The organism is Tardiphaga sp. 172_B4_N1_3, assembly GCF_052076035.1.
Lineage (GTDB): Bacteria > Pseudomonadota > Alphaproteobacteria > Rhizobiales > Xanthobacteraceae > Tardiphaga > Tardiphaga robiniae.
In genome coordinates, this window is sequence record NZ_CP197238.1 from 4,862,827 (window position 1) to 4,889,104 (window position 26,278).

General features: G+C 60.8%; 26 protein-coding genes. 15 read left to right on the top strand and 11 right to left on the bottom strand.

The annotated features are described in order from the left end of the window. The first annotated feature begins 15 nt into the window (after positions 1-15). Entirely contained in the window at positions 16-831 is an 816-nt protein-coding gene (locus AB7783_RS23010; RefSeq protein WP_441278880.1) for an exodeoxyribonuclease III, read from the top strand. Between the two features lie 6 nt (positions 832-837). Here the strand turns inward: AB7783_RS23010 and AB7783_RS23015 are convergent, their stop codons facing one another. Both AB7783_RS23015 and AB7783_RS23020 read right to left on the bottom strand, forming a co-directional pair. After that, positions 838-1,287, bottom strand: coding sequence for a cyclic nucleotide-binding domain-containing protein (locus AB7783_RS23015; protein ID WP_439078823.1), 450 nt, complete (start codon positions 1,285-1,287; stop codon positions 838-840). Between the two features lie 72 nt (positions 1,288-1,359). Then, a complete protein-coding gene (locus AB7783_RS23020) occupies positions 1,360-2,046 on the bottom strand; it encodes a response regulator transcription factor (protein ID WP_068730214.1) in 687 nt (228 codons plus the stop codon). 249 nt (positions 2,047-2,295) lie between these two features. Between AB7783_RS23020 and AB7783_RS23025 the strand changes: the two genes are divergently transcribed. Next, on the top strand, positions 2,296-2,805 hold the full coding sequence (locus tag AB7783_RS23025; RefSeq protein WP_441278881.1) for a L,D-transpeptidase family protein: 510 nt from the start codon (positions 2,296-2,298) through the stop codon (positions 2,803-2,805). Positions 2,806-2,814: 9 nt separating this feature from the next. Here the strand turns inward: AB7783_RS23025 and AB7783_RS23030 are convergent, their stop codons facing one another. After that, the gene (locus AB7783_RS23030) at positions 2,815-3,543 is read right to left on the bottom strand and encodes a YggS family pyridoxal phosphate-dependent enzyme (protein WP_089263137.1); all 729 of its coding nucleotides are present in this window, start codon (positions 3,541-3,543) and stop codon (positions 2,815-2,817) included. A 75-nt stretch (positions 3,544-3,618) separates the two neighbouring features. Here AB7783_RS23030 and AB7783_RS23035 point away from each other — a divergent pair, with 75 nt between their 5' ends. The 4 genes from AB7783_RS23035 to holA all read left to right on the top strand — a co-directional run bounded on the left by AB7783_RS23035 (position 3,619) and on the right by holA (position 9,682). Next, entirely contained in the window at positions 3,619-5,316 is a 1,698-nt protein-coding gene (locus tag AB7783_RS23035) for a diguanylate cyclase domain-containing protein (RefSeq protein WP_184512500.1), read from the top strand. A 181-nt stretch (positions 5,317-5,497) separates the two neighbouring features. Then, entirely contained in the window at positions 5,498-8,107 is a 2,610-nt protein-coding gene (leuS, locus tag AB7783_RS23040; RefSeq protein WP_441278882.1) for a leucine--tRNA ligase, read from the top strand. Further along, positions 8,094-8,645, top strand: coding sequence for an LPS assembly lipoprotein LptE (locus AB7783_RS23045; RefSeq protein WP_089263131.1), 552 nt, complete (start codon positions 8,094-8,096; stop codon positions 8,643-8,645). The genes leuS and AB7783_RS23045 overlap by 14 nt, the downstream gene beginning before the upstream one ends. A gap of 8 nt (positions 8,646-8,653) precedes the next feature. Further along, a complete protein-coding gene (gene holA, locus AB7783_RS23050) occupies positions 8,654-9,682 on the top strand; it encodes a DNA polymerase III subunit delta (RefSeq protein WP_441278883.1) in 1,029 nt (342 codons plus the stop codon). Here holA and AB7783_RS23055 read toward each other — a convergent pair. The 3 genes from AB7783_RS23055 to rsmG all read right to left on the bottom strand — a co-directional run bounded on the left by AB7783_RS23055 (position 9,679) and on the right by rsmG (position 12,269). Next, on the bottom strand, positions 9,679-10,569 hold the full coding sequence (locus tag AB7783_RS23055; RefSeq protein ID WP_441279753.1) for a ParB/RepB/Spo0J family partition protein: 891 nt from the start codon (positions 10,567-10,569) through the stop codon (positions 9,679-9,681). The two genes, holA and AB7783_RS23055, sit on opposite strands and share 4 nt — an antisense overlap. 148 nt (positions 10,570-10,717) lie before the next feature. Further along, on the bottom strand, positions 10,718-11,572 hold the full coding sequence (locus tag AB7783_RS23060) for a ParA family protein (protein ID WP_068730223.1): 855 nt from the start codon (positions 11,570-11,572) through the stop codon (positions 10,718-10,720). Then, positions 11,559-12,269, bottom strand: a complete 711-nt coding sequence (gene rsmG, locus AB7783_RS23065) for a 16S rRNA (guanine(527)-N(7))-methyltransferase RsmG (RefSeq protein WP_093757800.1) — start codon at positions 12,267-12,269, stop codon at positions 11,559-11,561. The genes AB7783_RS23060 and rsmG overlap by 14 nt, the downstream gene beginning before the upstream one ends. A 102-nt stretch (positions 12,270-12,371) precedes the next feature. Here rsmG and AB7783_RS23070 point away from each other — a divergent pair, with 102 nt between their 5' ends. Further along, the gene (locus AB7783_RS23070) at positions 12,372-12,905 is read left to right on the top strand and encodes a DUF4269 domain-containing protein (protein ID WP_441278884.1); all 534 of its coding nucleotides are present in this window, start codon (positions 12,372-12,374) and stop codon (positions 12,903-12,905) included. Positions 12,906-12,991: 86 nt separating this feature from the next. Next, positions 12,992-13,180, top strand: a complete 189-nt coding sequence (locus AB7783_RS23075) for a hypothetical protein (RefSeq protein ID WP_441278885.1) — start codon at positions 12,992-12,994, stop codon at positions 13,178-13,180. A 32-nt stretch (positions 13,181-13,212) separates the two neighbouring features. Here the strand turns inward: AB7783_RS23075 and mnmG are convergent, their stop codons facing one another. The 4 genes from mnmG to hemJ form a co-directional block, all read right to left on the bottom strand. After that, positions 13,213-15,084, bottom strand: coding sequence for a tRNA uridine-5-carboxymethylaminomethyl(34) synthesis enzyme MnmG (mnmG, locus tag AB7783_RS23080; RefSeq protein WP_441278886.1), 1,872 nt, complete (start codon positions 15,082-15,084; stop codon positions 13,213-13,215). A gap of 301 nt (positions 15,085-15,385) precedes the next feature. Beyond that, positions 15,386-16,720 (bottom strand): tRNA uridine-5-carboxymethylaminomethyl(34) synthesis GTPase MnmE, encoded by a 1,335-nt coding sequence (mnmE, locus tag AB7783_RS23085; protein ID WP_441278887.1) that lies wholly within the window; start codon positions 16,718-16,720, stop codon positions 15,386-15,388. Between the two features lie 233 nt (positions 16,721-16,953). Then, the gene (gene rho, locus AB7783_RS23090; protein ID WP_068730228.1) at positions 16,954-18,219 is read right to left on the bottom strand and encodes a transcription termination factor Rho; all 1,266 of its coding nucleotides are present in this window, start codon (positions 18,217-18,219) and stop codon (positions 16,954-16,956) included. A gap of 274 nt (positions 18,220-18,493) precedes the next feature. Then, positions 18,494-18,916 (bottom strand): protoporphyrinogen oxidase HemJ, encoded by a 423-nt coding sequence (gene hemJ / locus AB7783_RS23095; protein WP_116659673.1) that lies wholly within the window; start codon positions 18,914-18,916, stop codon positions 18,494-18,496. A 472-nt stretch (positions 18,917-19,388) separates the two neighbouring features. On the opposite strand from hemJ, the gene AB7783_RS23100 reads away from it, so the two are divergent. From AB7783_RS23100 to dnaQ, 4 genes are read left to right on the top strand one after another with little or no spacing between them, the layout of a single operon-like run. Continuing rightward, entirely contained in the window at positions 19,389-20,228 is an 840-nt protein-coding gene (locus AB7783_RS23100; RefSeq protein ID WP_089263669.1) for a pyruvate, water dikinase regulatory protein, read from the top strand. Then, positions 20,225-20,833 carry a Maf family protein gene (locus tag AB7783_RS23105; protein ID WP_439060249.1) on the top strand — a complete coding sequence of 203 codons (609 nt, stop codon included), beginning with the start codon at positions 20,225-20,227 and terminating at the stop codon, positions 20,831-20,833. Before AB7783_RS23100 ends, AB7783_RS23105 begins: the two co-directional genes overlap by 4 nt. Positions 20,834-20,849: 16 nt before the next feature. After that, positions 20,850-21,449 carry a dephospho-CoA kinase gene (gene coaE, locus AB7783_RS23110; protein ID WP_439060250.1) on the top strand — a complete coding sequence of 200 codons (600 nt, stop codon included), beginning with the start codon at positions 20,850-20,852 and terminating at the stop codon, positions 21,447-21,449. Between the two features lie 32 nt (positions 21,450-21,481). Then, on the top strand, positions 21,482-22,183 hold the full coding sequence (dnaQ, locus tag AB7783_RS23115) for a DNA polymerase III subunit epsilon (protein WP_089263111.1): 702 nt from the start codon (positions 21,482-21,484) through the stop codon (positions 22,181-22,183). A 61-nt stretch (positions 22,184-22,244) separates the two neighbouring features. On the opposite strand, the gene secB is transcribed toward dnaQ, so the two are convergent. Further along, entirely contained in the window at positions 22,245-22,724 is a 480-nt protein-coding gene (gene secB, locus AB7783_RS23120) for a protein-export chaperone SecB (protein ID WP_068730233.1), read from the bottom strand. Positions 22,725-23,228: 504 nt separating this feature from the next. Here secB and AB7783_RS23125 point away from each other — a divergent pair. From AB7783_RS23125 to AB7783_RS23135, 3 genes are read left to right on the top strand one after another with little or no spacing between them, the layout of a single operon-like run. Continuing rightward, complete coding sequence (locus AB7783_RS23125; protein ID WP_068730234.1) at positions 23,229-23,924, top strand: Tim44/TimA family putative adaptor protein; 696 nt, start codon at positions 23,229-23,231, stop codon at positions 23,922-23,924. Then, entirely contained in the window at positions 23,821-25,659 is a 1,839-nt protein-coding gene (mltA, locus tag AB7783_RS23130; protein WP_441278888.1) for a murein transglycosylase A, read from the top strand. Before AB7783_RS23125 ends, mltA begins: the two co-directional genes overlap by 104 nt. Then, the gene (locus AB7783_RS23135; RefSeq protein WP_441278889.1) at positions 25,656-26,252 is read left to right on the top strand and encodes a Smr/MutS family protein; all 597 of its coding nucleotides are present in this window, start codon (positions 25,656-25,658) and stop codon (positions 26,250-26,252) included. Before mltA ends, AB7783_RS23135 begins: the two co-directional genes overlap by 4 nt. The last annotated feature ends 26 nt before the right edge of the window (positions 26,253-26,278 follow it).

A 26,278-nucleotide genomic window follows, 5' to 3' on the forward strand; every position in this document is an offset into this window, starting at 1 on the left:
CACCATCGGATTTCCATGCGTTTTTCCCTGACCACCTGGAATATCAATTCGGTGCGATTGCGCATCGACCTTGTCGCCAAGTTTCTCGAAGAGATGCAGCCGGATGTGCTGTGTCTGCAGGAAACCAAGTGCCCGGACGATGCCTTTCCGCTCAAGCGCTTCAAACAGCTCGGCTATGACCATGTCGTGCTGAACGGGCAGAAGGGTTATCACGGCGTCGCCATCGTCTCGAAACTTCCATTCGAGAGCAGCGACATCCGCGTGTTCTGCAACAATCTGGACTCACGCCACATCTCGGTATCGTTCGGCGAAAAGGCCGGCATGACCGTGCCGCTGATCGTGCATGATTTCTATGTGCCTGCCGGCGGCGACGTACCGGATCCGGACGTGAATGCGAAGTTCGCGCACAAGCTCTCGTTCCTCGACGAGATGAAGACCTGCGAGCCGCTGCATCCGCGCGGCGATGCGCGTCACATCCTGGTCGGCGATCTCAATGTGGCACCGCATGAGAATGACGTGTGGTCGCACAAGCAGATGCTGAAAATCGTGTCGCATACGCCGATCGAGTGCGAAAAGCTGCTCGCCGTGCAAAGCGAGGGCAACTGGATCGACGTCGCGCGCGAACGCATTCCACTGTCGGAAAAGATCTACACGTGGTGGAGCTACCGCGCCGCCGACTGGGTGGCGTCGAATCGCGGCCGCCGCCTCGATCACATCTGGGTGTCGTCTGCGCTGAAAGATTCGATCCGCGACTTCACCGTCACGTCAGATGCACGCGGCTGGGAGCGGCCATCGGACCACGTACCGGTCACGACGGTGCTGGAGCTTTGATATCAGTTACTGGCTGAGCTTGGCGCCGATCAGCGTCACATCGCTGGCAAGCTGGCTGACGCGAGTCGCCATGTCGTCACGCAGACGGCGAGCGGCTGCGGGATCGCTGTCGAGCACGCGCTGAAACAGGCTGCGCGTGATCCGGATCGTGCTGGAATATTCCGTGGCGACCGCCGTCGATGGCCGCTGCATCGCTACCAGCAGTGCAAGTTCGCCCATCAATGTGCCGGGCCCCGCGATCACCTCATGATCGCTGCCGTTGTCGAGGCTGATGCGGAATGCGCCGTTCTGGACGACATAGCCGCAATCGGCATCGTCGCCCTGCCGGAACAACACGGAGCCCCGCGCAAATTCCTGCTGTTCGGAGCCGATCGCGATCACGCGCAAAGCGGCGATACCCAACAGGCGCAATGTCGGGACGCGCTCAAGCAGGGCTACATCATCATCGATCGACATGTAGAACCGTGTGATCGGGACGCGCAAAGGAGGGCACCGAACAGCTAATGGCGAATCGGCTCCCCAATCGTATCACGGCACCAACTTGTAGCCACCGGCTTCCGTCACCAGGATTTCAGGATTGGCGGCATCCTTCTCGATCTTCTGGCGCAGCCGATAGATATGCGTTTCCAAGGTGTGCGTGGTGACGCCGGAATTGTAGCCCCAGACTTCCTGCAGCAGCGTTTCGCGCGACACCGGCAACTGGCCGGCGCGGTACAGGAAGCGCAGAATCGCGGTTTCCTTCTCGGTCAGGCGGACCTTCTTAGCATTGGCGCCGGTGAGCATCTTGGAGCCGGGCCGGAAACTATAGGGACCGACGGTGAAGACGGCATCTTCGCTGGCTTCGTGCTGACGGAGCTGCGCGCGAATACGCGCCAGCAGCACGGCGAAGCGGAACGGCTTGGCGACGTAATCATTGGCGCCGGATTCCAGACCGAGAATGGTGTCGGAATCGGTGTCGTGGCCGGTCAGCATGATGATCGGCGCCTTGAAGCCACCCTTGCGCAGGCTGCGCACGACTTCGCGACCGTCCGTGTCGGGCAGGCCGACATCCATCAGCACCAGATCGGGGGAATTGGCCTTGGCTGCAGTAGCGCCCTTGGCGCCGGTGTCGACAGCGGAGGCCTCGAACTCTTCGTGCAGCGATAGCTGCTCGACCAGCGCCTCGCGCAAATCAGTATCGTCATCCACGATCAAGATCTTGCGGGCATTGGGCATTGCGACAATCCTTTGAACGGCTGCGGCGGAGCGTTGTTTGCCGCGCTGAAACAGTGGGTCAGAAATCGTGACAGGCTTCGCCGTTACCGCATATTCTAGCGCAAAATCAGCGACATTCCCGGCGAATGTACTGCTGCAGCGCGAAATAGAACATTTGCGGTAAATAGCAAGGCGGAGTTCGCGATTCGGATGGGAAGTCTCGTTATTTCAGACACTTATCGAACAAGCTTGCGTGATCGACCGCTAACTATGGTTCACATTCGCGCGTCAGCCGGAGACAGACTCCGTGGATGGCTGACGACCGACCACACAACCATACCCGTCGCGCTCGGCCGCGGCGGAATCAAGGCGAACAAACGCGAAGGCGATGGCGGAACGCCGCGTGGGACGTTTCGCCCCATCCGGCTGTGGTGGCGGGCCGACCGTAATCCACGTCCGCGTAGCTTCCTGCCGATCCGCCCCATCACGCCGATGGATGGCTGGTGCGAAGATCCATCAGACCGGCATTACAATCGGCCGGTCCGGCTCGATCATGGAAATGACGGCGACCGACTGGCCCGCGAGGATCATCTCTACGATTTCATCATCGAGATCGACCAGAACACCCGACCACGGATCGCAGGGCGAGGCAGTGCAGTGTTCCTGCATCTGGCCCGCCCGAAATTCGCACCGACCGCGGGCTGTGTGGCCATGACCAAGCCAGCCATGCTGCGGCTGCTGGCCCGGATCGGACCGAAGACGAAGATCGTTATCGGCTAGGCCGATGGCCTAGCGACGTCCGAAAATCGCCGAGCCGACGCGCACATGAGTTGCGCCGAACTGGATGGCGATGGCGAAGTCGGCGCTCATTCCCATGGATAATTGCGTGAGCCCGTTGCGTGCAGCGATCTTCGCTGTCAGCGCGAAATGCGGTGCCGGCGCATCGTTAACCGGCGGAATGCACATCAGTCCGGAAATCGTCAGCCCATAGGTATCGCGGCAACGCGCCAAGAAATCATCAGCCTCGCCCGGCGCGATACCGGCCTTTTGCGGCTCCTCACCAGTGTTGAGCTGTACGAAGAGCTGCGGCGTCCGCTGCTGCGCCTTCATCTCCTTGCTTAACGCTTCGCAAATGCTCGGTCGATCGACCGAGTGAATCGCATCGAACAAGGCGACCGCCTCCTTGGCCTTGTTGGACTGCAAAGGCCCTATCAAATGCAACGCAATCGCGGGTTGAGTGGCGATCAGCGCCGGCCATTTGGATTTTGCCTCCTGGACGCGATTTTCGCCGAACACACGCTGACCGGACTGGATCACGGGCGCAATTGCGTCAGCCTCGAACGTCTTCGACACCGCGATCAACGTCACAGAACTGCGGTCCCGCCGCGCTTCGTTACATGCGCGGAAGATATCGTACTCGACCGAAGCGAGTCCGTCGGTTGGTAAAGAAGACGTTACGCCCGACGACTCTTGCACGGATTTATTTTCAACCAAGGCGCGAACTTTCTTGAGATCCATTGCAGTTTAACGAATCCGGGAAAGGCTTTTTGAAGGCTTTGGAGTACCTATGTCCGCGGGGCTTAGGGATCGAAGATGTCACGCATCGGTATTAACCGCAATAAAGCGAGGCTTAGGGGAGCTCTCGGTATTCGCGCTCGACTGGTCCTGTTGGCCCTCATTCTGGTCGGGCCATTAATGGCGGAGCGAATTCGCTCACTCGATGCGACGCGTACCCACCAGATCGCGACGGCCGCGCGTGATTTCGCTGGCGTCGCCCAGCACAGCGCCGATGCACAGCGCGAAGTCTTCGCCTCGATCGAGGCCGTGCTGAAATCATCCGCCTACATCTATACGTCGGCCGCTCAGGTGAATCGGAGCTGCGCCATCATGCGGGCGAGCCTCCGCGGCGATATGCCGTGGCTGCGCAGCCTGACGGTGGCCGGCGCGGATGGCATCGCCATGTGCTCGACCTGGCCGGAAGTCATCGAGCAGAGATTCGATTTCAGCGATCGCCCCTATTTCAAGAGAGCGATAGCGACCGGTGAGTTTGTCGTCAGCGATTATCTGTTCAGCCGTTTAACGAACCAGCCGACAGTGATGGCTGCCTATCTCGCACCGGGCCTGACTAAGGGCGACGATGCCGTGGTACTGGCGGCGGTGAATCTCGACTGGATGTCGAAGATCATGGGCAATCTCGGCGACCGGCCCGGTGTCACGACACTGCTGGTCGATCATGCCGGCACCGTGCTTGCAGCGCCGCCGACAAACGCCAGCGCGATTGGTCGGCCGATGGAAGACCTTGCTCTATTGCCGATGATCGAAGCGCATCTGCGCAATACGGATAAGCAGACCGGTTCGCTGTCATTCAGCGCCAGTGACGGTTCACAGCGCACCGTATCATTCGCGACAATCCCCGGTACCGGCGCGCAATTGATCGTCAGCATCGACGAGGCCCGAGTCTCGGCGGTTGCCGATCGCGAGATCCGCACCGCCTATTTGCAGCTCGCCTTCGTTTGCCTGTTCGTTCTGCTTGGCGCGCTGGTGGTTGCGGAGCGACTAATCATCAAGCCGATCCAGATGATGGAGACCATGGCGCAGCGCTTCGGTCGCGGCGACTGGTCGGCCCGCGTAGCGCGGAACAAGCTGCCGGCCGAGTTCGTACCGCTGGCACGCGCATTTTACGGCATGGCGGCGCAGTTGCGTGGTCGCGAACGCGAATTGCGCGCCAGCAACGAGCAGCTCACGGTGCTTGCCTCCATCGATATGCTGTCTGGCCTTGCCAATCGGCGCGGCTTCCAGAGCCGCCTCGATTTCGAATGGCTGAAGGCCCAGCAATCCGGCGACCATCTGACGCTGCTGATGATCGACGTCGATCACTTCAAACTCTTCAACGACACCTATGGCCATCCCGAAGGCGATGCCTGCCTGGCGCGCGTCGGCGAAGCTCTCTCCAGCCTGGCCGATCGCTGCTCGGGCTTTGCCGGACGCTATGGCGGCGAGGAATTCTGCCTGCTGCTGCCGGGCACCGAGGTCGCCCGCGGCGTCCAAATCGGCGAAATGGTACGCGCGGCAATCTGGAACCTGGCGGTCTCCCATGCCACCAGCGCACATCAGCGGGTCACGGTCAGTGTCGGCGTGGCCTCGACGATGCCAGCTACGCTGGAGACGGCGAACGATTTGATCGAGGCAGCCGATGCCTCGCTCTACGCCGCCAAACGGCGTGGCCGCAACACCGTGGTGGAGCACGGCTTCGTCCGGGCATATGGCACGGCCGTGTCGCTGGCGGGGTGAGACGGCGGGCCCCCGCCCCTGGCCCGTTTCTTGTCTTAAACCATTGACCTAACGCGGCCTTTTATGGCCTAGTCCCCCGCCTCAGCGCGAATTCAGCCCGAGCAAGCACCGGTTTGCGACCTCGTTCGCGCGTCCATGATCTGAGAAGCGCTCGAACCGGCCGGCGGATTTCAAAAGCACCATGAGCAACGAACGTTACAACGCCCGCGAGACCGAACCGCGCTGGCAGCGCGTCTGGGACAACAAGGCGATCTTCGCCACCAAGAACGACGATCCGCGCGAGAAGTATTACGTGCTCGAGATGTTCCCGTATCCGTCGGGGCGCATCCATATGGGCCATGTCCGCAACTATACGATGGGCGACGTGGTTGCGCGCTTCCAGCGCGCGCAAGGCAAGAACGTGCTGCATCCGATGGGCTGGGATGCGTTCGGCCTGCCCGCCGAGAACGCCGCGATCGAACGCAAGGTCGCTCCGAAAGCGTGGACCTATGAGAACATCGCGTCGATGAAAAAGCAGCTGCAGACCATGGGTCTGTCGCTGGACTGGTCGCGCGAATTCGCAACTTGCGATCCCACCTACTACAAGCATCAGCAGAAGATGTTTCTCGATTTCATGCGGGCAGGTTTGGCCGAGCGCAAGAAGTCCAAGGTGAATTGGGATCCGGTCGATCACACTGTGCTGGCCAATGAGCAGGTGATAGACGGCCGCGGCTGGCGCTCAGGGGCGCTGGTCGAGCAGCGCGAGCTGACCCAGTGGTTCTTCAAGATCAGTAAATATTCCGACGAGCTGCTGTCTGCGCTGGATACGCTGGATCGCTGGCCCGACAAGGTGCGCCTGATGCAGCGCAACTGGATCGGCAAGTCGGAAGGTCTGCATTTCCAGTTCGGACTGATCGGCGCACCCGCGGGATTCGACAAACTGCCGGTGTTCACGACACGCCCGGACACCATGTATGGCCCGACTTTCGCTGCGATCTCGCCGGATCATCCGCTGGCGAAAGCGCTGGCAGAAAAAGACCCCAACGTTGTCGCCTTCATCGAGGAATGCCATCGCATGGGCACCTCGCAGGCCGAGATCGACACAGCCGAGAAGCTCGGCTTTGACACCGGCATCAAGGTCACGCATCCCGCCGACGCGTCATGGACACTGCCACTCTATATCGCAAACTTCGTGCTGATGGATTACGGCACCGGCGCCATCATCGGTTGCCCGGCACACGATCAACGCGACCTGGATTTTGCGCGCAAGTACGATCTGCCGGTGCTCGACGTGTTCGTGCCCGTCGGTAGCGATGAGCGCGTTGGTAACATCGCTTTCGCTCCGGCGAAAAGTGAGACTGTGCAGTATGTCCGTTGGGTGGGTGCACCCGGTGTGATGACCTGCGAAGAAGCGATGAAGAAGTCGCTCGAGATTTTCGAGAAGGACGGCTGGGGCAAGCGCGAGATCAATTTCCGCCTGCGCGACTGGGGCATCTCGCGTCAGCGCTATTGGGGTTGCCCGATCCCGATCATCCACTGCCCGAGCTGCGATATCGTGCCGGTGCCGGACAAGGATCTGCCGGTCGTGCTGCCGGAGGACGTTTCCTTCGACAAGCCGGGCAATGCACTGGATCATCATCCGACCTGGAAGCATGTGAAGTGCCCGAACTGCGGCGCGGATGCGCGGCGCGAAACCGATACCATGGACACCTTCGTGGATTCGTCCTGGTACTTCACGCGCTTCACGGATCCATGGAACACGTCGGCACCCACGACGACCGCCGTTGCCAATCGAATGATGCCGGTCGATCAGTATATCGGCGGCGTCGAACACGCGATCCTGCATCTGCTGTACAGCCGCTTCTTCACCCGCGCCATGAAGGCCACCGGTCACGTCAATTTCGACGAACCGTTCGCCGGCATGTTCACGCAGGGCATGGTGGTGCACGAGACCTACAAGAAACAGGACGGCACCTTCGCCTCACCGGCCGAGATCAACATCGAGATCGGCGGTAACGGCCAACGCGCTACGCTGATCGCCACTGGCGAAGACATCACCATCGGCCCGATCGAAAAGATGTCGAAGTCGAAGCGCAACACAGTCGACCCCGACGACATCATGGGCACCTACGGCGCCGATACCGCCCGTTGGTTCATGCTGTCGGATTCGCCGCCCGACCGCGACGTCATCTGGAGCGAAGAAGGCGTCAAAGGCGCCTCGCGCTTCGTGCAGCGTCTGTGGCGGCAGATCAACGAATCAGCCGCGCACGGCAAATCGGCGCCGGCAGCCCGGCCGGCTGAATTCGGCCCCGATGCCTTGGCGATCCGCAAGGCGGCCCATGGCGCGCTCAGCAAGGTCTCGATCGAGATCGAAAAGCTGCATTTCAATGTCTGCCTCGCCCATATCCGCGAATTTTCTAATGTGCTGGGCGAAGCTTTAGCGAAACCGGGAACTCTGGCCCCGGACGTCTGCTGGGCGCTGCACGAGGCCTCGGTCATTCTTGTTCAACTGTTTGCGCCGATGATGCCGCATCTGGCCGAGGAATGCTGGGGCGTACTGGGGCAACCGGGCATGATCTCGGAAGCCCGTTGGCCGCAAATCGAGCCCAATCTGCTGGTTGAAGACACCATGACCCTGCCGGTACAGGTCAACGGCAAGAAGCGCGGAGAAGTCACAGTGGCCCGGGAAGCGACGAACCCGGAAATTGAGGCTGCCGCTCTGGCGCTCGATGCTGTAAAACAAGCTCTCGACGGCAAACCCGTCAAGAAGGTCATCGTCGTCGCCCAGAGGATCGTGAATGTTGTCGGCTAAATCCCGTATCGCCGCCCGGCTCATGGTCGTCGCCACCCTGGCGGCGCTGACGGCCGGCTGCTTCCAGCCGATGTATGCCGAGCGTGGCGACGGTAAACCCGGCCTGCGCGAGAAGCTGCAGGGCGTCGAGGTGCCGCCGCTAGACTATCCCAACGCGTCGCCGCAAGCCCGCGTCGGCGTGAATATCCGCAATGCACTGATGTTCAAGATGTACGGCAGCGCCACCGGCCTGCCGCCGACCTATCAGCTGAAGATTCGCTTCAATCCGAGCCGGACCTCGCTGATCGTCGATCCGAATACCGCGCTGCCGACCAGCGAAAACTACGGCATCGATGCGACCTATGGTCTGATCGAGATCGCCACCGGCAAACAGGTCCTGACCGGCAGCACCTTCTCCCGCGTCACTTATGACATCCCGGGCCAGTTGCAGCGCTTCGCCCGAGCCCGCGCCTATCGGGACGCCGAAGACCGTGCGGCCGGTGAGATCGCCGACAACATCAATACCCGTCTGGCGTCGTTCTTCTACGCCGGCACCTAAGCCGTCGCGTGGTCGCGCTTCGCGGAAAAGACATCGACACGTTTCTGGCGCGGCCGGATGCCGGCCGGCCGATCATTCTGCTCTACGGAGCTGACGCTGGACTCGTCCGCGAGCGCGCCGACGCGCTGATGAAATCCGCGGTCGACGATCCCAATGATCCATTTTCGCTGGTTCGCATGGACGGCGATGATTTGGCCGCCGAGCCGTCGCGTCTCGTCGAAGAAGCTATGACGGTGCCGCTGTTCGGTGGGCGGCGGGCGATCCGTGTGCGCGCAGGCTCGAAGAATTTTTCCAGCGGCGTCGACACGCTCGCTAACTCCGATATCAAGGATTGCCGCATCGTCATCGAGGCTGGTGAGCTTCGGCCGGAATCGCCATTGCGGAAAGTCTGCGAGAAGGCCAGGACCGCGGTGGCCATCGCCTGCTATCCAGACACTGAGCGCGATCTCGCAAAGCTTATCGATGAAGAGCTCCGCGTCTCCAATCTCCGCATGGCGCCGGATGCACGCGCCACACTAATGTCGCTGCTCGGCGGCGATCGGCAGGCATCGCGTAACGAGCTCCGCAAGCTCACGCTCTATGCGCATGGTACCGGCGAAGTCACGCTCGACGACGTGATGGCCGTCGTCGCCGACGCGTCCGAACTGAAGATCGACCCGATCGTCGATGGCGCCTTTGCCGGAAATCCCGCCGCAGTGGAAGTCGAGTTCAACAAGGCGATGATCGCCGGAACTTATCCGGGCATGATCATGATGGCCGCGCAGCGCCAGGCCGCATTGCTGCACAAAGCCAGCCTGCTGGTGGAGGCTGGTAGTTCGGCATCAGCAGCCGTGGAAAGCGGATTTCCGCGGCTGCATTTTTCCCGCAAGGGAACGGTGGAAGCAGCGCTGCGAAATTTCTCCGCACAACGGTTGGTCAACATCATCGACCAGCTCGCCGTTGCCGCCCTCGATGTCCGCAAGCAAAACGCCCTCGGCGCGGTGATCGCACAGAGGGCGTTGATGTCGATTGCCGTGAATGCAAGGCGGCGCGGTTAGTTCTCCGAATCCAGCCGCTTCAGAATTTCGTCGAGCTGATCGAGATCACGATACTTGATGATCACGGTGCCGCCGGGATCACGGTGATCCACCGACACTTTCAGCCCGAGCACATCGCTGACCCGTTTCTCCAGCGCGATCGTGTCGGCATCCTTCGCCGCCTTGGGAGAAGACGTGCGGGGCTTCTGCGGCGCGCGTTCCGGTACGCCCTCTTCGTGCGCGAGTGCTTCGGTCTGACGAACGTTCAGTCCCTCGGCGATGATCCGCTTCGCAGCGCCCGATGCGTCCGGCAGGTTGATCAGCGCGCGAGCGTGACCGTTGGACAACTGACCGGAAGCGATCAGGCCCTGCACGTCCTCCGGCAGCTTGGTGAGGCGCATCATGTTGGCGACATGGCTGCGGCTCTTGCCGACGATTTTCGCGATCTCGTCCTGGCTGTGTTTGTAGGTCTCGGCGAGCGCGTGATAGCCCTGCGCCTCTTCCATCGCATTGAGATCTTCGCGCTGGACGTTCTCGATGATCGCGATTTCCATCGCGGCCGAATCCGTCACGTCGAGCGGCACGATCGGCACTTCATGTAGACCGGCGATCTGCGACGCGCGCCAGCGACGTTCGCCGGCGATAATCTCGAAGCGATCGTTGCTACCCTTCACCGGCCGCACCACGATCGGCTGGATCACGCCATGCTGCTTGATCGACGCCGCGAGTTCGCTGAGTTCCGCATCCGCAAAGACCCGCCGCGGATTGCGCGGATTGGCCTTGAGAAATTCGATAGGCACCTTGCGCTGGTTACGCGAAGGACGCTCGACATGCGCGGCTTCGCCGCCGACATCGCCGATCAGACTTGCAAGACCGCGGCCCAGCCGCGAACGCGCTTCATCAGCCATCGCCAATCCCTTCGAACTCATCGCGCCACTCCGTACTCAAACTTGAAATTCGGTTGCAGGCTGGGCAAAGGCGTACTTGCGCCGTGCCTGCCATTATCGTTTGCGATCCGCTGTTGTGGGCACGCTGTGCTTTGCCCACCCTACTTGCTCAGTGAGCGGTGCGCAGGTCGCGCTCGCGCTGGATCACTTCGGTCGCGAGCCGCAGATAGGCTTCAGAGCCCGAGCACTTCAGGTCATAGACCAGTACCGGCTTGCCGTAGGACGGCGCTTCCGAAATGCGGACGTTGCGCGGAATCATGGTCTCGTAGACCTTGCTGCCCATGAATTCGCGTACGTCGGCAACCACCTGGTTTGACAGGTTGTTGCGCGAGTCGAACATGGTCAGCACGATGCCATGGATCGACAGGTTCGGATTCAGCGTCGAGCGTACCTGCTCCACGGTCTGCAACAATTGAGACAAACCTTCGAGCGCGAAGAACTCACACTGCAGCGGAACGAGAATCGCATCCGACGCGGCCATGGCATTGACGGTGAGAAGGTTGAGCGATGGCGGGCAATCGATCAGCACGTAAGTATAGTCGGAGCCCGGCGAGACATTGTTGTTCAACTCGCCGATCGCATCGCGCAGCCGGAAGGCGCGGTCGCGGGCCGAACCGAGTTCAAGCTCGAGGCCCGACAGATCCATGGTCGAGGCGGCTATGTGCAGACGCGGCACGGCGGTGACAACGACCGCATCGCGCAGCGGCGCTTCGCCGATCAGGACGTCGTAGGTTGAGCAGTTGCGATTGCGACGATCGATGCCGAGACCGGTGGATGCATTGCCCTGCGGATCGAGATCGACGATCAACACGCGCTCGCCGATCGCGGCGAGTGCGGTGCCGAGATTAATCGCGGTGGTGGTCTTGCCAACGCCGCCCTTCTGATTCGCCAGCGCCAGGATGCGCGGATGGCCGGGCACCGTATTTGACGTATGCTCTTGATATTGCTGATCAATTACGGTCATTGGTGTGGCCATTTTGGTTTACGGACGGGGTCAGTCGCTCGATCCGGTCGAGTTCGACGATCCAGCCTTGTCCGCCGGTCAGGCTGGCATGCAGGCGCGGGCTTATATTCCAATATCTAGTAGCTTCGGTCAATTCCGATTCTACATCTTGACCCTTGAGAAATAAGGCTTTTGTGCCCGGCTTCATCAGGGGCTCGGCGAAACCGATAACGATATGTAACGAGGCAACGGCACGCGCGGTGATGCAATCGACATGCTCGGGAAATCTATCCACATTATCCCCGATGTCAGCCAGATGAATCGTGCCGGGGGCTTGCGTCACACGTAACGCTTCGCGCAGGAACGCCGCCTTCTTGGCGTTTCGCTCGACGAGATGAACATGCCCGCCAGCAACATCACCCATGGCACAGGCCAGAACCACGCCTGGGAAACCTCCGCCGCTGCCGAAGTCGAGCCAGGTCATGGCTGAAGGCGCGAGGTTCAGAAGCTGCAGCGAATCCGAGATATGGCGCGTCCAGAGATTTGGAAGCGTGGCCGGCGAAATCAGATTTGTCTTGGCCTGCCACTGCAGCAACAGGTCGACATAGCGATCGAGCCTGTCTTCCGTTTCACGTGAAACAGGTGTCAGCCGCAAGGCCGCAGCCTTATCGGCATCGAGCCGGGGAGCGGGAGCCGCTTGCTGGGATCGTTGCGCCATTGGATTGTCTGAAAAGCTATTGGGACCCATCCATACTCTGAGTCCATTACAGCCGCTATCAAATTGCCGGATTGAGGCGACGAATCCGGGCGGGAATTGCCGATGAATGAGCGCCCGACCTATCAGGATGTCCTTCGACGCACCGGCCTGCTCCGTATCCTCGAGCCATTTGACCCGCATGTGATCGGCACGCTGCCGCTCGGTGTCGCCCGGCCCGACAGTGACATCGATATCGTCTGTTGCACCGCCGACCTGTCCGCGGCTGTTGAACTTGTCTGGAAGCACTTCGGAGAGTCCGAAAGCTTTGCCATCTATCAATGGTCGGCCAAAGGCCGACCGGTGATCGCGACATTCGAAGCGTATGGATGGCCGTTCGAGATCTTTGTCAGCTCGACTCCCGTACAGGATCAAGCTGGCTGGCGGCACTTCGAAGTCGAGAAGCGACTGCTGACCCTGGGCGGACCCGCCTTCCACACCGCCATCTGCGCGTTACGGGCCGGAGGAGCAAAGACAGAGCCTGCCTTTGCGCGTGCGCTCAAGCTTGAAGGCGATCCTTACGCCGTCCTGTACGACCTGTTCAGCACCTCTGATAACCAGCTGAATGCCGTCCTGGGGGCGCAAGGGTTTGCAGTATAGAGGATTCAGGACAGTGAGTTGACCAGGATCAATGCGAGCAGGACGAGTCCGGCCTCCAATGAATCATCGTTGGAGGCAGATTGACCATGAGTGTGATCGTACGGCTTTTCCTGATGCTGGCAGCACCCGTCACTGCGCTATTCGTCTCGCGTGATGCACTCAATTTCGACGTGGTCCAGACAATCGTCGCCGTGATTCTCTTTACATTGGCCGTAGCAGCTGCTGCCTTCTGGCCCAGCCGGCCAGCGAAGCCATCTTCAACAGAGCCGCGTTGATTTCAGCTTCCTGTTTCACGTGAAACAACCAGCTAGGCCAAAGCAGCCTTCGGCTTGCGTGCTTCGCGGCGGAGATAGGCCGCGAGAATGGCCAATGCGGCCGGAGTCATACCATCCAGACGTCCCGCCTGCCCCACCGTGTGAGGAAGCGCTGCCTTGAGCTTCGCCCGGGCCTCATTGGATAGGCCGGGGACCGCATCATAGTCGACATCCACCAGCGAGAGACCCTCGTCACGGCGAAAAGCCTCCACATCCGCGGTCTGACGCTTCAGATAGACATCATATTTGGCGTCGATCTCGATATGGGTGCCGATCGCTGGGTCAATGGCCGACAATTCTGGCCAGATCCGGGTCACAGTGGCCCATTCGGTCTCGGGGTAGGACAGGAGATCGAAGGCAGAGCGACGCTGACCGTCGTGATTGAGCACCAGACCATGCTTCGCCGCCCCGTTAGGAGTGATCGAAAGCGCCTGCGTGAGCGTCTTACCGACGATGAGGGCTTCCATCTTGGCGCCATGCCGGACCGAACGAGCGCTGCCGACACATCCCAGGCTGATACCCTTGTCGGTCAGGCGTTGATCGGCGTTGTCGGCACGCAGCGTGAGACGATATTCGGCCCGCGACGTGAACATTCGATAGGGCTCGGTAATTCCGCGGGTGACCAGATCGTCAATCATCACGCCGAGATAACCGTCAGCCCGGTCGAACACGGTCAACTGGCTCCCACTCGCAGCCAGGGCCGCATTCAGACCGGCGACCAGACCCTGGGCGGCGGCCTCTTCGTATCCTGTGGTGCCATTGATCTGCCCGGCCAGAAACAGGCCGGGGACGCGCTTGGTCTGCAGCGTCGGATCGAGTTCGCGGGGATTGACGTGGTCATATTCGATCGCATAACCGGGGCGGACCATTCGGACCCGCTCAAGACCGGGGATCGAGGCCAGGATCGCAGCCTGAACCTCCTCGGGCAGTGAGGTAGAGATGCCGTTGGGATAGACCGTGGAGTCATCGAGGCCTTCCGGCTCCAGGAAGATCTGGTGACCATCGCGATCGCCAAAGCGGACGATCTTGTCCTCGATGGACGGGCAATAGCGCGGCCCTGAGCTCTTGATCTGGCCGGAATACATCGGCGAGCGATGCACATTGGCCCGGATCACCTCATGGGTCGCCGGTGTGGTGCGCGTGATGCCGCACTGAATCTGCGGATTGGTGATCCGCTCGGTCATGACCGAGAACGGCTCCGGCGGATCATCGGCGGACTGCATCTCTACCCCCGCCCAGTCGATGGTGGTCCCATCGAGCCGCGGTGGCGTACCGGTCTTGAGCCGTCCGAGGGTAAAACCGACGCGCTCGAACGCCTTGGACAGGCCGAGTGCGGGAGCTTCATCGATCCGGCCAGCGGGCCAGCTCTTCTCGCCGAGATGGATCAGGCCGCGCAGAAACGTCCCAGTGGTGATGACCACCGATCCGGCGGAGAGTTCGCGGCCGTCGGCCAGACGGATGCCGGTGACTCGACCATTGGCCGTGAGCAGATCGTCGGCTTCGCCCTCGATCACGCTCAGATTCTCGGTCGCCACGATCGCTGCCTGCATCGCTGCAGCGTAAAGCTTGCGGTCCGCCTGGGTGCGCGGGCCACGAACGGCCGGACCCTTCTTGCGGTTGAGCATGCGGAACTGGATGCCACCGGCATCGGCGATGCGGCCCATCAAGCCGTCCAGCGCATCGACTTCGCGGACCAGATGACCCTTGCCCAGACCGCCGATGGCGGGGTTGCAGGACATCGCGCCAATAGTCGCGAACTGGTGTGTGACCAGCGCCGTCAGCGCGCCCATGCGCGCAGCACCAGCCGCGGCCTCGCAGCCGGCATGGCCTCCCCCGATTACGATGACGTCAAACTTGTCCTGCATGGCCGCAGCTTCTAGCGCGGGCGCCGCCGGGATTGAAGAGAAATCCACAGGCACTGTTTCACGTGAAACAACAGTGTCTTTGGAAGAATGGAGGCCGGACTGTTTCACGTGAAACACATCCTTCTTCGGCCATCATTGCGAGGGGCATATTGCAACGAAGCAGTCTTGTCTTTTCCAAGTCAGCTACCCTTCTGGATTGCTTCGCTCCGCTCGCAATGATGGCTGAAATCTCTATGCTTTACCGAGTTCCACGCCCGAGTTGATTCAATATTCATTTCATTAAAAAATGAACAAAGAAATATTACTTACCTATACAAAAATCCCGGAAGATGCTATCGAGGATATCTTCCACATCGACACGGCCAAGCAACCGCCCCAATTGCTGCGCCGCAGCACGCATATCTTCGGCAACGAATTCTTCGCCTTGCTCAGCCGATGCTGCAGCATGCCGCAGCAAATCCGATGTGTTGCGCAGCAAAAGACGCTGCCGCTCCCGGGTAATCAGCCCGGCCTCACCGCTCCCGAAGTACCGACCGGCGAAATCGACCAGCAGGGCTAACAATTGTGCGAGGCCATCGCCGCGCTCTGCAGAGATCGCGATCAACAAGTCTGGCCCGGCCGACGCACCCTGGATCAGATCGACCTTGTTCCGGACCACCCAGACCGGCGTTTCAGATTCCGCCAACCATTGCCCCGGATTGGACGCCTCCGCGCCGGAGTCGACCAGCCATAGCACCAGATCCGCTTCGGCCGCCCGAGCCCGCGCCCGGCGCACGCCCTCCTCTTCCACCGGATCCGCTGTCTCGCGGATGCCGGCGGTGTCGATGATCGTCACCGGATAACCGTCGAGGTCCAGCTGCACCTCGATAACGTCCCGGGTGGTGCCGGCATGCGGTGAAACAATTGCCACGTCGCGCCGGGCGAGCTGATTCATCAGCGTCGATTTGCCGACATTAGGCTGACCCGCGATCGCCACCACCAGACCGTCGCGCAACCGCTCGCTTCGACCCTGCGCCGCCAGCACCTCCTCGATCTCCCGATGCAGCGCCGATGCTTTCGCCAAAGCCGGCGCCAGCAATTCGGCGGATACGTCGCCTTCGTCAGAAAAATCGATGCCGACTTCGACCAGGGCCAGCGCCTCGATGATCTGCTGTCGCCAGTTGCGCGCCTTGTCGCCGAGCAGTCCCTTGAGCTGCCGCAGCGCCTGACGCCGCTGCCGGTCAGTGTCCGCGTGAATCAGATCGTCGAGGCCTTCCGCCTCGGTCAGATCGAGCTTGCCGTTCTCAAACGCTCGGCGTGTAAATTCGCCGGGCTCCGCCGGCCGCAAGCCGTCGATAGCGCCCAGCACCTCGAACAAGGAGGCCAGTACCGCGCGCCCACCGTGGATATGAAACTCGGCAATGTCCTCGCCGGTCGCGCTCGCTGGCCCCGGAAACCACAGCACCACCGCATCGTCGATCGGGCCGCGCCGGTCATCCGAGAGGAGAACATGGGTGGCCATCCGCGGCGCCGGCAGCTTCCTTGCCAGACGCGTCAGCGCCTCACCTGCCTGAGGACCTGACACGCGGACAATCGCAATCGCCGTCGGCGGGCGGCCGGAGGACAAAGCGTAGATCGTCTGGTCGCGTGGATGCATCGCCTATTTGCCGATGGGGGCGATGCGATGCAATGGGGATTCTGAACCCAGAATCCCGAGATATTTAAACAATCCGTGATTCCGGGTCTGTGCATCAGGCGTCTTCGCCGACCTCCGTACATCCCGGAATGACGGTCAACGGTCAGTACAAAGAACCGACACAAAAAAGCGCCGCTGCTTTCGCAACGGCGCGTTTGCAGTCCTGAAGCTGTTCGCTCGAACAGCCTCGAAACTTACGTATTCATCGAATCGAAGAATTCCGAGTTGTTCTTCGTGTTGCGAAGCTTGTCGAGCAGGAAGTCGATAGCGTCCATCGTACCCATCGGATTGAGGATCCGGCGGAGCACATACATCTTCTTGAGCAGCTGCGGATCGGTGATGAGCTCTTCCTTGCGGGTGCCCGAGCGCGAGATATCGATCGCCGGGAAAGTCCGCTTGTCCGAGACCTTGCGGTCCAGGATGAGTTCCGAGTTACCGGTGCCCTTGAATTCTTCGAAGATAACTTCGTCCATACGGCTGCCGGTATCGACCAGCGCGGTGGCGATGATGGTCAGCGAACCACCTTCCTCCACATTACGAGCAGCACCGAAGAAGCGCTTCGGACGCTGCAGCGCGTTGGCGTCGACACCACCGGTCAGCACCTTGCCGGACGACGGGACCACCGTGTTGTAGGCGCGGCCGAGGCGGGTAATCGAATCCAGCAGAATGACCACATCGCGGCCATGTTCGACCAGGCGCTTGGCCTTCTCGATCACCATTTCGGCGACCTGAACGTGACGCACCGCCGGTTCGTCGAAGGTCGAGGAAACGACCTCACCCTTCACCGAACGCTGCATGTCCGTGACTTCCTCCGGACGTTCGTCGATCAGAAGAACGATCAGATAGCATTCCGGGTGGTTGGCGGTGATCGAATGCGCGATGTTCTGCATCAGCACGGTCTTACCCGTACGCGGCGGCGCAACGATCAGTGCGCGTTGACCCTTGCCGATCGGCGCGACGATGTCGATGACACGCGCCGAGAGATCGCGGCGGGTCGAATCTTCCAGCTCGAGGCGGAAGCGCTGGTCCGGAAACAGCGGGGTGAGGTTGTCGAAATTGACCTTGTGCTTCGACTTCTCGGGATCTTCGAAGTTGAGCGTATTGACCTTGAGCAAAGCGAAATAACGTTCGCCTTCCTTTGGGCTGCGGATATGGCCTTCGACCGTATCACCAGTGCGCAAGCCGAAGCGGCGGATCTGCGAGGGCGAGACATAGATATCGTCCGGACCTGGCAGGTAGTTCGCATCGGGCGACCGCAAGAAGCCGAAGCCGTCGGAGAGAACCTCGACGACGCCTTCACCGATGATGTCGGTTTCCTTGATCGCCAGCTGCTTCAAGCTCGCGAACATCAGCTCCTGCTTGCGCATGGTGCTGGCATTTTCGACCCCGAGCTCTTCCGCAAACGAGACAAGCTCGGCTGGCGTCTTGGCCTTGAGGTCCTGGAGTTTCATTTCCCGCATTGGGAGGGATCCTGTGGAAAGTCGGGGAGGGAGCGCGAGGTAGCCAAGACGGATGCGGACGCTGGAAAAGATCAGGAAAGTCCGCAGGTCTCTGGCCAGGAAGTCTTGAGCGAGGAAGGTGCTGAAGGAGCTTCAAACCTGATGCGGTGGCCGGTTCAAAAAGCGAAACCGGTACAAACCACATCCGCCTGCGTGGGGTGGGATAACGCGAATATAGAAAATCGCAGGGTGTCGCGCAAGGAGCCGAAACGGCGGTTGCGATGACAAATTTGGCCTAGAACGGCTTCACGATCACCAAAATGACGATCAGGATCATCAAAATTGTCGGTACCTCGTTGATAATTCGATAAAATTTCGAAGTCCGCGTATTTTTGTCCTGAGCAAAATCACGCACCCGGGCACTCAGGAAGCCATGAACGCCAGACATCAGCAGCACCAGCGTCAGTTTGGCGTGAAACCAGCCCGAGCTGAACCAGTGACCGGCCCAGGCGAGATACAGGCCGAGGATCCAGGTGGCGATCATCGCCGGATTGATGATCGCCTTGAGCAGACGACGCTCCATCACCTTGAAGGTTTCGGATTGCTTCGAGCCGATCTCCGCATCGCAGTGATAGACGAACAGTCGCGGCAGATAGAGCATCCCCGCCATCCAGGAGATGACGGCGATCACATGCAGCGCCTTGGCCCATTCATACATTCGAAAGTTCTTTCCAGCATCACTGCGTCACACCGCACGTGCAGACACCGGAACATTTCACCGGAAAGCCGCGTTGCAGGACGCGCCGATACAGAGCGGATCACCGCACTATCCGCAAGGCATCCTTCTCTTAAATAATATTTATAGAATCTTAGGTTTGAGTCTAAGTGACAGTGGATTTCAGCCGCCCAAAACAATCCCGGAACTGTCCCACGCTTATGCACATGGCCACGTGATTTCCCCAAAGGGGCCTGCATCCAAGTTCGATATGCAGCGCAAAGGCTTACCCTCGCTGTGCACTGGATTATCCCAAGACAAACCCGGATAACCCCATTATCATTCAGAGCAGCCTCAGAGCTTTTCCTCTTCATGAGCCCTGTGAAGAAAAAACCGAGTTATCCCGGGCCCGCCGAGGCGATGGTCGATTTCCCGGAAAAGCTCCACAGAGATTCACAGGACATACACGATCATGGTGCCCACCACCGGCAGCTATTTTCATCTTCATCTGGTCTCCGATTCGACCGGTGAGACGTTGATCACGGTGGCCCGCGCCGTCGCGGCGCAATATGCCAACGTCACCCCGGTCGAACATGTCTACCCACTGGTCCGCAGCCAAAAGCAACTCGATCGTGTGCTTTCCGAAATCGAGGAAGCGCCGGGCATTGTTCTCTTCACGCTGCTGGAAAAAGATCTGGTCGGCCGGCTGGAAGCCAAGTGCCAGGAGATCAACAGCCCGAGCCTGTCGATCATCGGGCCGGTGATGCAGCTTTTTCAGGCCTATCTCGGTGCGTCGACCACCGGCCGCGTCGGTGCGCAGCACACGCTCAACGCCGAATATTTCAAGCGTATCGACGCGCTGAATTATTCGATGATGCATGACGACGGCCAGCATGTGGAAGGCCTCGAAGAAGCGGACGTGGTTCTGGTCGGCGTTTCGCGCACATCGAAGACACCAACATCGATCTATCTTGCCAATCGTGGTGTGCGCACGGCCAATGTGCCGCTCGTCCCGGGCATCCCCATTCCCCATCAGCTTGAGACGTTGAAAAATCCGCTGGTGGTCAGCCTGCACGCGACGCCGGAGCGCTTGATTCAGATTCGCCAGAACCGGCTTCTCAGCATTGGCAGCGATACGGCCAATGACGATTATATCGATCGCCAGTCGGTCACGGACGAAGTCACCTATGCGCGCAAGCTTAGCGCCAAATACGGCTGGGCTTTGTTGGAAGTGACACGTCGCTCCATCGAGGAAACCGCGGCGGCCATCATGAAACTGTTGGCCGATCGCCAGCGTCAGAGGATGTCCGAATGACCATTTGGCGTGGCGTGCAACCGCTGATCCTGGCGTCGCAAAGTTTGGCGCGTCGTGAGTTGCTGGCGAATGCTGGCATTACGTTTGACGCGATGCCGGCGGATATCGACGAGCGCGGCATCCAGCAGAAATCCGGGTTGAAGGCGCCGGGCGAGATCGCAGCCTTGCTCGCCGAGCGGAAGGCGGCCTTTATCTCGCTGCGTCATCCCGGCCGCTATGTTCTTGGCGCCGATCAAATCCTGGCGCTCGGTGATCGGATGTTCAGCAAACCCGCCGGACGCGAACAGGCGGCCGAACAACTTGCGATCCTCGCCGGTCGGACCCACGAATTGCATTCAGCGCTTGCCGTCGTTTGCGATGGTGCGACGTTGTTCTCCAATGTCTCCGTGGCGCATATGACCATGCGCAAGCTGGATGGTACGGCGATCAATGCCTATCTGGACGCTGCGGGCGACAAGGTGACGACGAGTGTCGGCGCCTATCAGCTCGAAGGTCTGGGTGTGCATCTGTTCGAGCTGATTGAAGGCGATCACTTCACCATTCTTGGTCTGCCACTACTGCCACTGCTGAGTTTCCTGCGCGGCGAAGAGATGATCGCGATCTGATTTTGATGAGGACTTGATGCGCGTATTGGGGCTGACCGGTTCGATCGGAATGGGGAAATCCACCACGGCGAAGTTGTTCATGGAAGCCGGCGTGCCGGTCTATGACGCCGACGCCACCGTGCACATGATCTATGAGGGCGAAGCTGCACCGCTGATCGAGGCGGCGTTTCCCGGAACCACCGTGAATGGCAAGGTCGACCGCGCGAAGCTATCGCCGCTGGTGGTGCACGATGCCGCCGCGATGAAGAGGCTCGAGCAGATCGTGCATCCGCTGCTCGGCGCCTATCACAGAAAATTCCTGGACGATGCAGAGAAGTCGGGTGCGCCGGTGGCAGTCGTCGATGTGCCCCTGCTCTATGAAACCGGCGGAGAAAAGCGGGTCGATGCTGTAGTCGTCGTGTCCACCAATCCCGAGCAGCAGCGCGAGCGTATCCTGGCGCGCGAGGGTATGACGGCCGAGAAACTCGACGCCATTCTGGCGCGGCAGCTGCCTGACGCCGAAAAGCGCAAGCGCGCCGACTTCGTGGTGGATACATCGAACGGATTGGATCCCGTGCGGGAGCAGATCCGTGAAATTCTCGCCGAGGCTGTTAAGATGCCGCAACGGCGACCGTAACCGCCCCCTGATTCGACAACCGGCTTACTGCGATGCGCGAAATCGTCATGGATACCGAAACAACCGGCCTCGATCCCCTCCGGGGCGATCGGCTGGTGGAAATCGGTTGCCTCGAAATTTTCAACCGGATGCCGACCGGCCAGACCTTCCATGTCTACGTCAATCCCGAGCGTGACATGCCTCAGGAAGCATTCAACGTGCACGGGCTGTCGGCCGAGTTCCTGTCGACCAAGCCGCTGTTTCACGAAGTGGTCGACGACTTCATGGCCTTCATCGGCGATTCGCCGCTGGTGATTCATAACGGCATGTTCGACCTCGGCTTCATCAATGCCGAACTCGATCGCATCAAGCGCCCGCCGGTGCCGCGCGAGCGTCTCGTTGACACGCTGCTGCTGGCGCGCCGCAAGCATCCCGGTGTGTCGAACAAGCTCGACGATCTCTGCGCCCGCTATGCGATCGACAATTCCCGCCGCACCAAGCACGGCGCGCTGCTCGACTCCGAATTGCTGGCGGAAGTCTATATAGACCTCATTGGCGCCCGTCAGTCGCAACTGATCCTGGCGGACGAAGCGCCTGCGCAGCGCACCGGCAGCATCAATGACGCGCCGCGCCGCCAGCGCGAGATCGCACTTGCGCCGCGCGTGACCGAAGCCGATCGCGCCGAGCACCGCGCCTTTGTCGCAACGATGGGCGAGAAGGCAATCTGGAACGAATTTCTGGGAACGCCGTCGTAAAACGACAATGGCCGGGACAAGCCCGGCCATGACGTAAGCTTATTGTTTGGAGCACCCGAACTTAGTTTGCCGGACCAGCGTCGGCTTGAGCCTGACGTTCCAGGTTCTGCCGGTACAGACCGACGAAATCCACGGGATCGAGCATCAGCGGCGGGAAGCCACCATCGCGCACCGCGGTGGCGATGATTTCGCGCGCGAACGGGAAGAGTAGGCGTGGGCACTCGATCATAACCAGCGGGTGCAGGTTTTCCTGTGGCACGTTGACAATGCGGAACACGCCGGCATAGGCCAGTTCGAAAGAGAACAGCACCGAGCCGGCGTTCTCGGCCTTGCCCTCGACCGACAGCGTCACTTCATATTCGCTCTCGGAGAGATTGTTGGCGCCGACATTGATCTGGATATTGATGTTTGGCTGCTGGGCCTGCGGTGCCAGCGAGGCTGGGGCGTTCGGGTTTTCGAACGACAGGTCCTTGGTGTACTGCGCCAGTACATTAAGCTGAGGGGGGGACTGCTCCGGAGGGGTGCCGTTGCCGTTTGCCATCGAAAATTCTCCTGAAGCGCTGCCGGGCGGGTGGAACCGGTTCGTCGCGGGCGTCCGCACGAACGGTCGAATGAGGTGATCGCGGCGAGTGGCTATCATAGGCCTGCGGCACTCGACAAGGATGCCACGCCACAACCTGGACGCTAGAAAATCGCTGGTTTGACCCACCGCTTGGGCATCCAGGTGCAAAACCGGTCATATTCGCTCCGAATTCACGTTAAATGACTGAAAGTGCGGGTTTTCCTCGTTCGATCCGATTTCCTCTGACAGACAAACGCGCTAGAATTTATCGAAACGGTTGCGGTCGAGGCTGCCGGTGCGAAGGCCGCTTTGCCGCAGCCGGACACGATGGCGCGCCATTGGCTGGGCTTAGTTTCATGTCTACATGGAGCAGGTTCGCCCATGACGCGATCTCCCGACCCTGTGGGAGCCGATTTCAGCACCGCGATGGGCGGCATAGTCTTCCGCCGGGCATGCCCGGCACCGATCAGAAAGCAATAAGACGTGGACATTTACACCATCATCTTCCTGGCACTGGCGGTCTTCATTTTCATCCGCCTGCGCAACGTGCTCGGACAGCGCACCGGCGAGGAGCGTCCGCCCTTCGACCGCGCCGCGCGTGATGCTCTGCCGCCCGAAGGCAATGTCGTGCCGATGCCTGGCGGTCCCATCGATCAGGCTGCGCCGGCCCCGGCCGCCGACGTCTCTCCCGCCGAGCGCTGGAAGGGCATCACCGAACCGGGCACGCCGCTCGCCGCCGGTCTCGATGCCATCGTCGACCAGGATTCGTCGTTCGATCCGCGCCATTTCATCACCGGCGCGAAGGGCGCCTATGAGATGATCGTGTTGGCCTTTGCCAATGGCGATCGTCGGTCGCTGAAGGATCTGCTGTCATCGGAAGTGTTCGACTCGTTCGACGCCGTCATCAAGGACCGCGAGAAGAACGAGCAGAAGACCGAGACCCGTTTCGTTTCGATCGACAAGGCTGAACTCGTTGGGGCCGAAGTGCGCGATCGCGCGGCACAGCTCACCGTACGTTTCGTGTCGCAGATGATCTCGGTGACGCGCGACAAGACCGGCGCTGTGGTCGACGGCAATGCCGACAAGGTCAGCGACATCACCGACGTCTGGACCTTTGCCCGCGACATCACTTCGCGCGATCCGAACTGGAAGCTGGTTGGCACCGGCAGCGTGCAGTAACGCTGCCAGGCTCGGCCGGCTTGCCGCGCTGTGCGTGGTTGCTGCTGCGTTGGTGCCTGCCTCAGCAGACGCACGCGTCCGGCGTCACGCTAAGCACGTCAAGAATGATCCTGCACAATTTGTGTATGTGCCCCGGCACAATCCGCCGCGGGAATGGCCGTTCGAATTCACAGGCAGCCAATATGCGCCGGTGAGTTGGGCCGATATCGCCGGCTGGAGCGAGGACGATCACCTCCTCGCCTTCCAGGCTTTTCGCACCAGCTGCAAGCCGATTGTTGCTCAACGCAACCCACCAACGGATTCGAAGGCGCTCGGCACTACGCTCCGCGATCCCTGCCGGGCTGCGAGAACTGCCGAGATTTCCGATGGCGCCAAGGCCCGCGCTTTCTTCGAAGACCATTTTCTGCCGCTGCGTATCTCACGGCTCGGCGAGCCTGAAGGTTTCGTCACCGGCTACTATGAGCCGGTGATCGACGGTTCGCGCACGAAGACTGACGTTTACACCGTGCCGGTCTATCGCCGCCCGTCGAATCTGTTTGTGCGCGGCTATCGCCAGTCATCCGCAAGCATGCCGAATGGCGGCGATGTGTTCCGCAAGATTGGCCGTCGCAAACTCGTGCCTTATTATGATCGTGGTGAGATCGAAGACGGCGCCATCGCCGGGCGCGGGCTCGAAATCGTCTGGCTGAAGAGCCAGACCGATTTGCTGTTCACGCAGATCCAGGGCTCGGCGCGCGTCCGCCTCGAAGACGGCGGCACGGTGCGGATCAATTACGATGCGCATAATGGCTATCGCTACACGCCGGTCGGTCGCGTGCTGATTGATCGCGGCATCATCCCGCGCGAGCAGATGTCGATGCAGCGTATCCGGCAATATATGGAAGAGAATCCAGATGCCGCGAGCGAACTGCGTCGGCAGAATCGCTCCTATGTCTTCTTTCGCGAAGTGCAGCTCTCCGACAAGGACGAAGCCGTCGGTGCGCAAGGCGTGCCGCTGACGCCGGGCCGATCCATCGCCGTCGACAAGTCGCTGCATGTCTATGGCACACCGTTCTTCATCGAAGGCGATCTGCCGGTCGACTCGGATACGGCAAAGACGCCGTTCCGTCGCCTGATGGTAGCGCAGGACACCGGCTCGGCCATTGTCGGTCCGGCCCGTGCCGATCTGTATTTTGGGGCCGGCGCAGAAGCTGGCCGAGTCGCCGGCCGGATGCGCCATCCTGCGCGCTTTGTTATGCTGGTACCGAAGAGTCTCGATCCCTCTGCGCGCGGCCATCACATGCCGCTGCCCGATGCGCGGCCGTCGGAGACAATCGCAAAGCTGTTTCCGCAGACCGAGCCGAAGCCGGTCGAAGCATCGAAGGTCGAAAATTTCGCGATCGATAACAAGGCTGCAGCAAGGCCCGATACGTCCAGGTCTGATACATCGGTCGCGTCGAAGCCCGCGGCGCCAGCCGTGACAATGACGACGCCATTGCCAGTTGCAAAACCAGCTGCGGCTGTAGTCGCGCCCGCTCCGACATCCCCGCCAGCCGCGGCTACGACAGTGCCATTGCCGGAGGCACGGCCTGCGGTCGCGCCTCAAGTCGCAGCCGAGGCGAAGTCGCAGAAAAAACCCGAAGTAAAACCTGAAGTGAAGCGGGAAGTTAAACCGAAACGTGCCAAAGCCAGGCACCGCGTGTATCGTCGCGCAGCGAAGCAGCCGCAGTCCCTCTTCCGTTTTCCCTGGCAATGAAGCGTTCACGTCCACCGCAACTCATCGATCCCGTGGCGCCGCGCCGTCGCCGCGTGCTGAGCGAAGAGGAGCGCGCGCTGTGGGAACTGGTCGCCAAACAGGTCAAGCCGCTGCGCAAGAAGCGTGTGGTGAAGCCGGAGCCTGAGGAAGACGGGCCAACGCTTGTGAAAGTCGCGGCGCCCAAGAAGATGACCTCGGCACCGTCGGCAGTCCTCAAAACCGCAAAGCCTGCGCCGCCGCCGGTGCCGCCTCTGGCGCCGCTCGGGCGTCGCGAGCGTTCGCAGCTCTCGCGCGGTCGCAAGGACATCGACGCGCGGATCGATCTGCACGGAATGACACAGACGCGCGCGCATCACGCGCTGTCGGCATTCCTGCATCGCGCCAGCCATGACGGCATGACTTTCGTGCTGGTTATCACCGGCAAGGGCCGGACAACCGGCCCCGAATCCGAACGCGGTATCCTGCGCCGCCAGGTGCCGCTCTGGCTGGGACTGCCGGAGTTTCGTTCGCTGGTGGTTGGATTTGAGGAAGCGCATGTCGGGCACGGCGGCGCCGGTGCGCTGTATGTGCGGATCAGGCGGGCGCGTTCTTAACCTCTCCCCGCAAGAGCGGGGCGAGG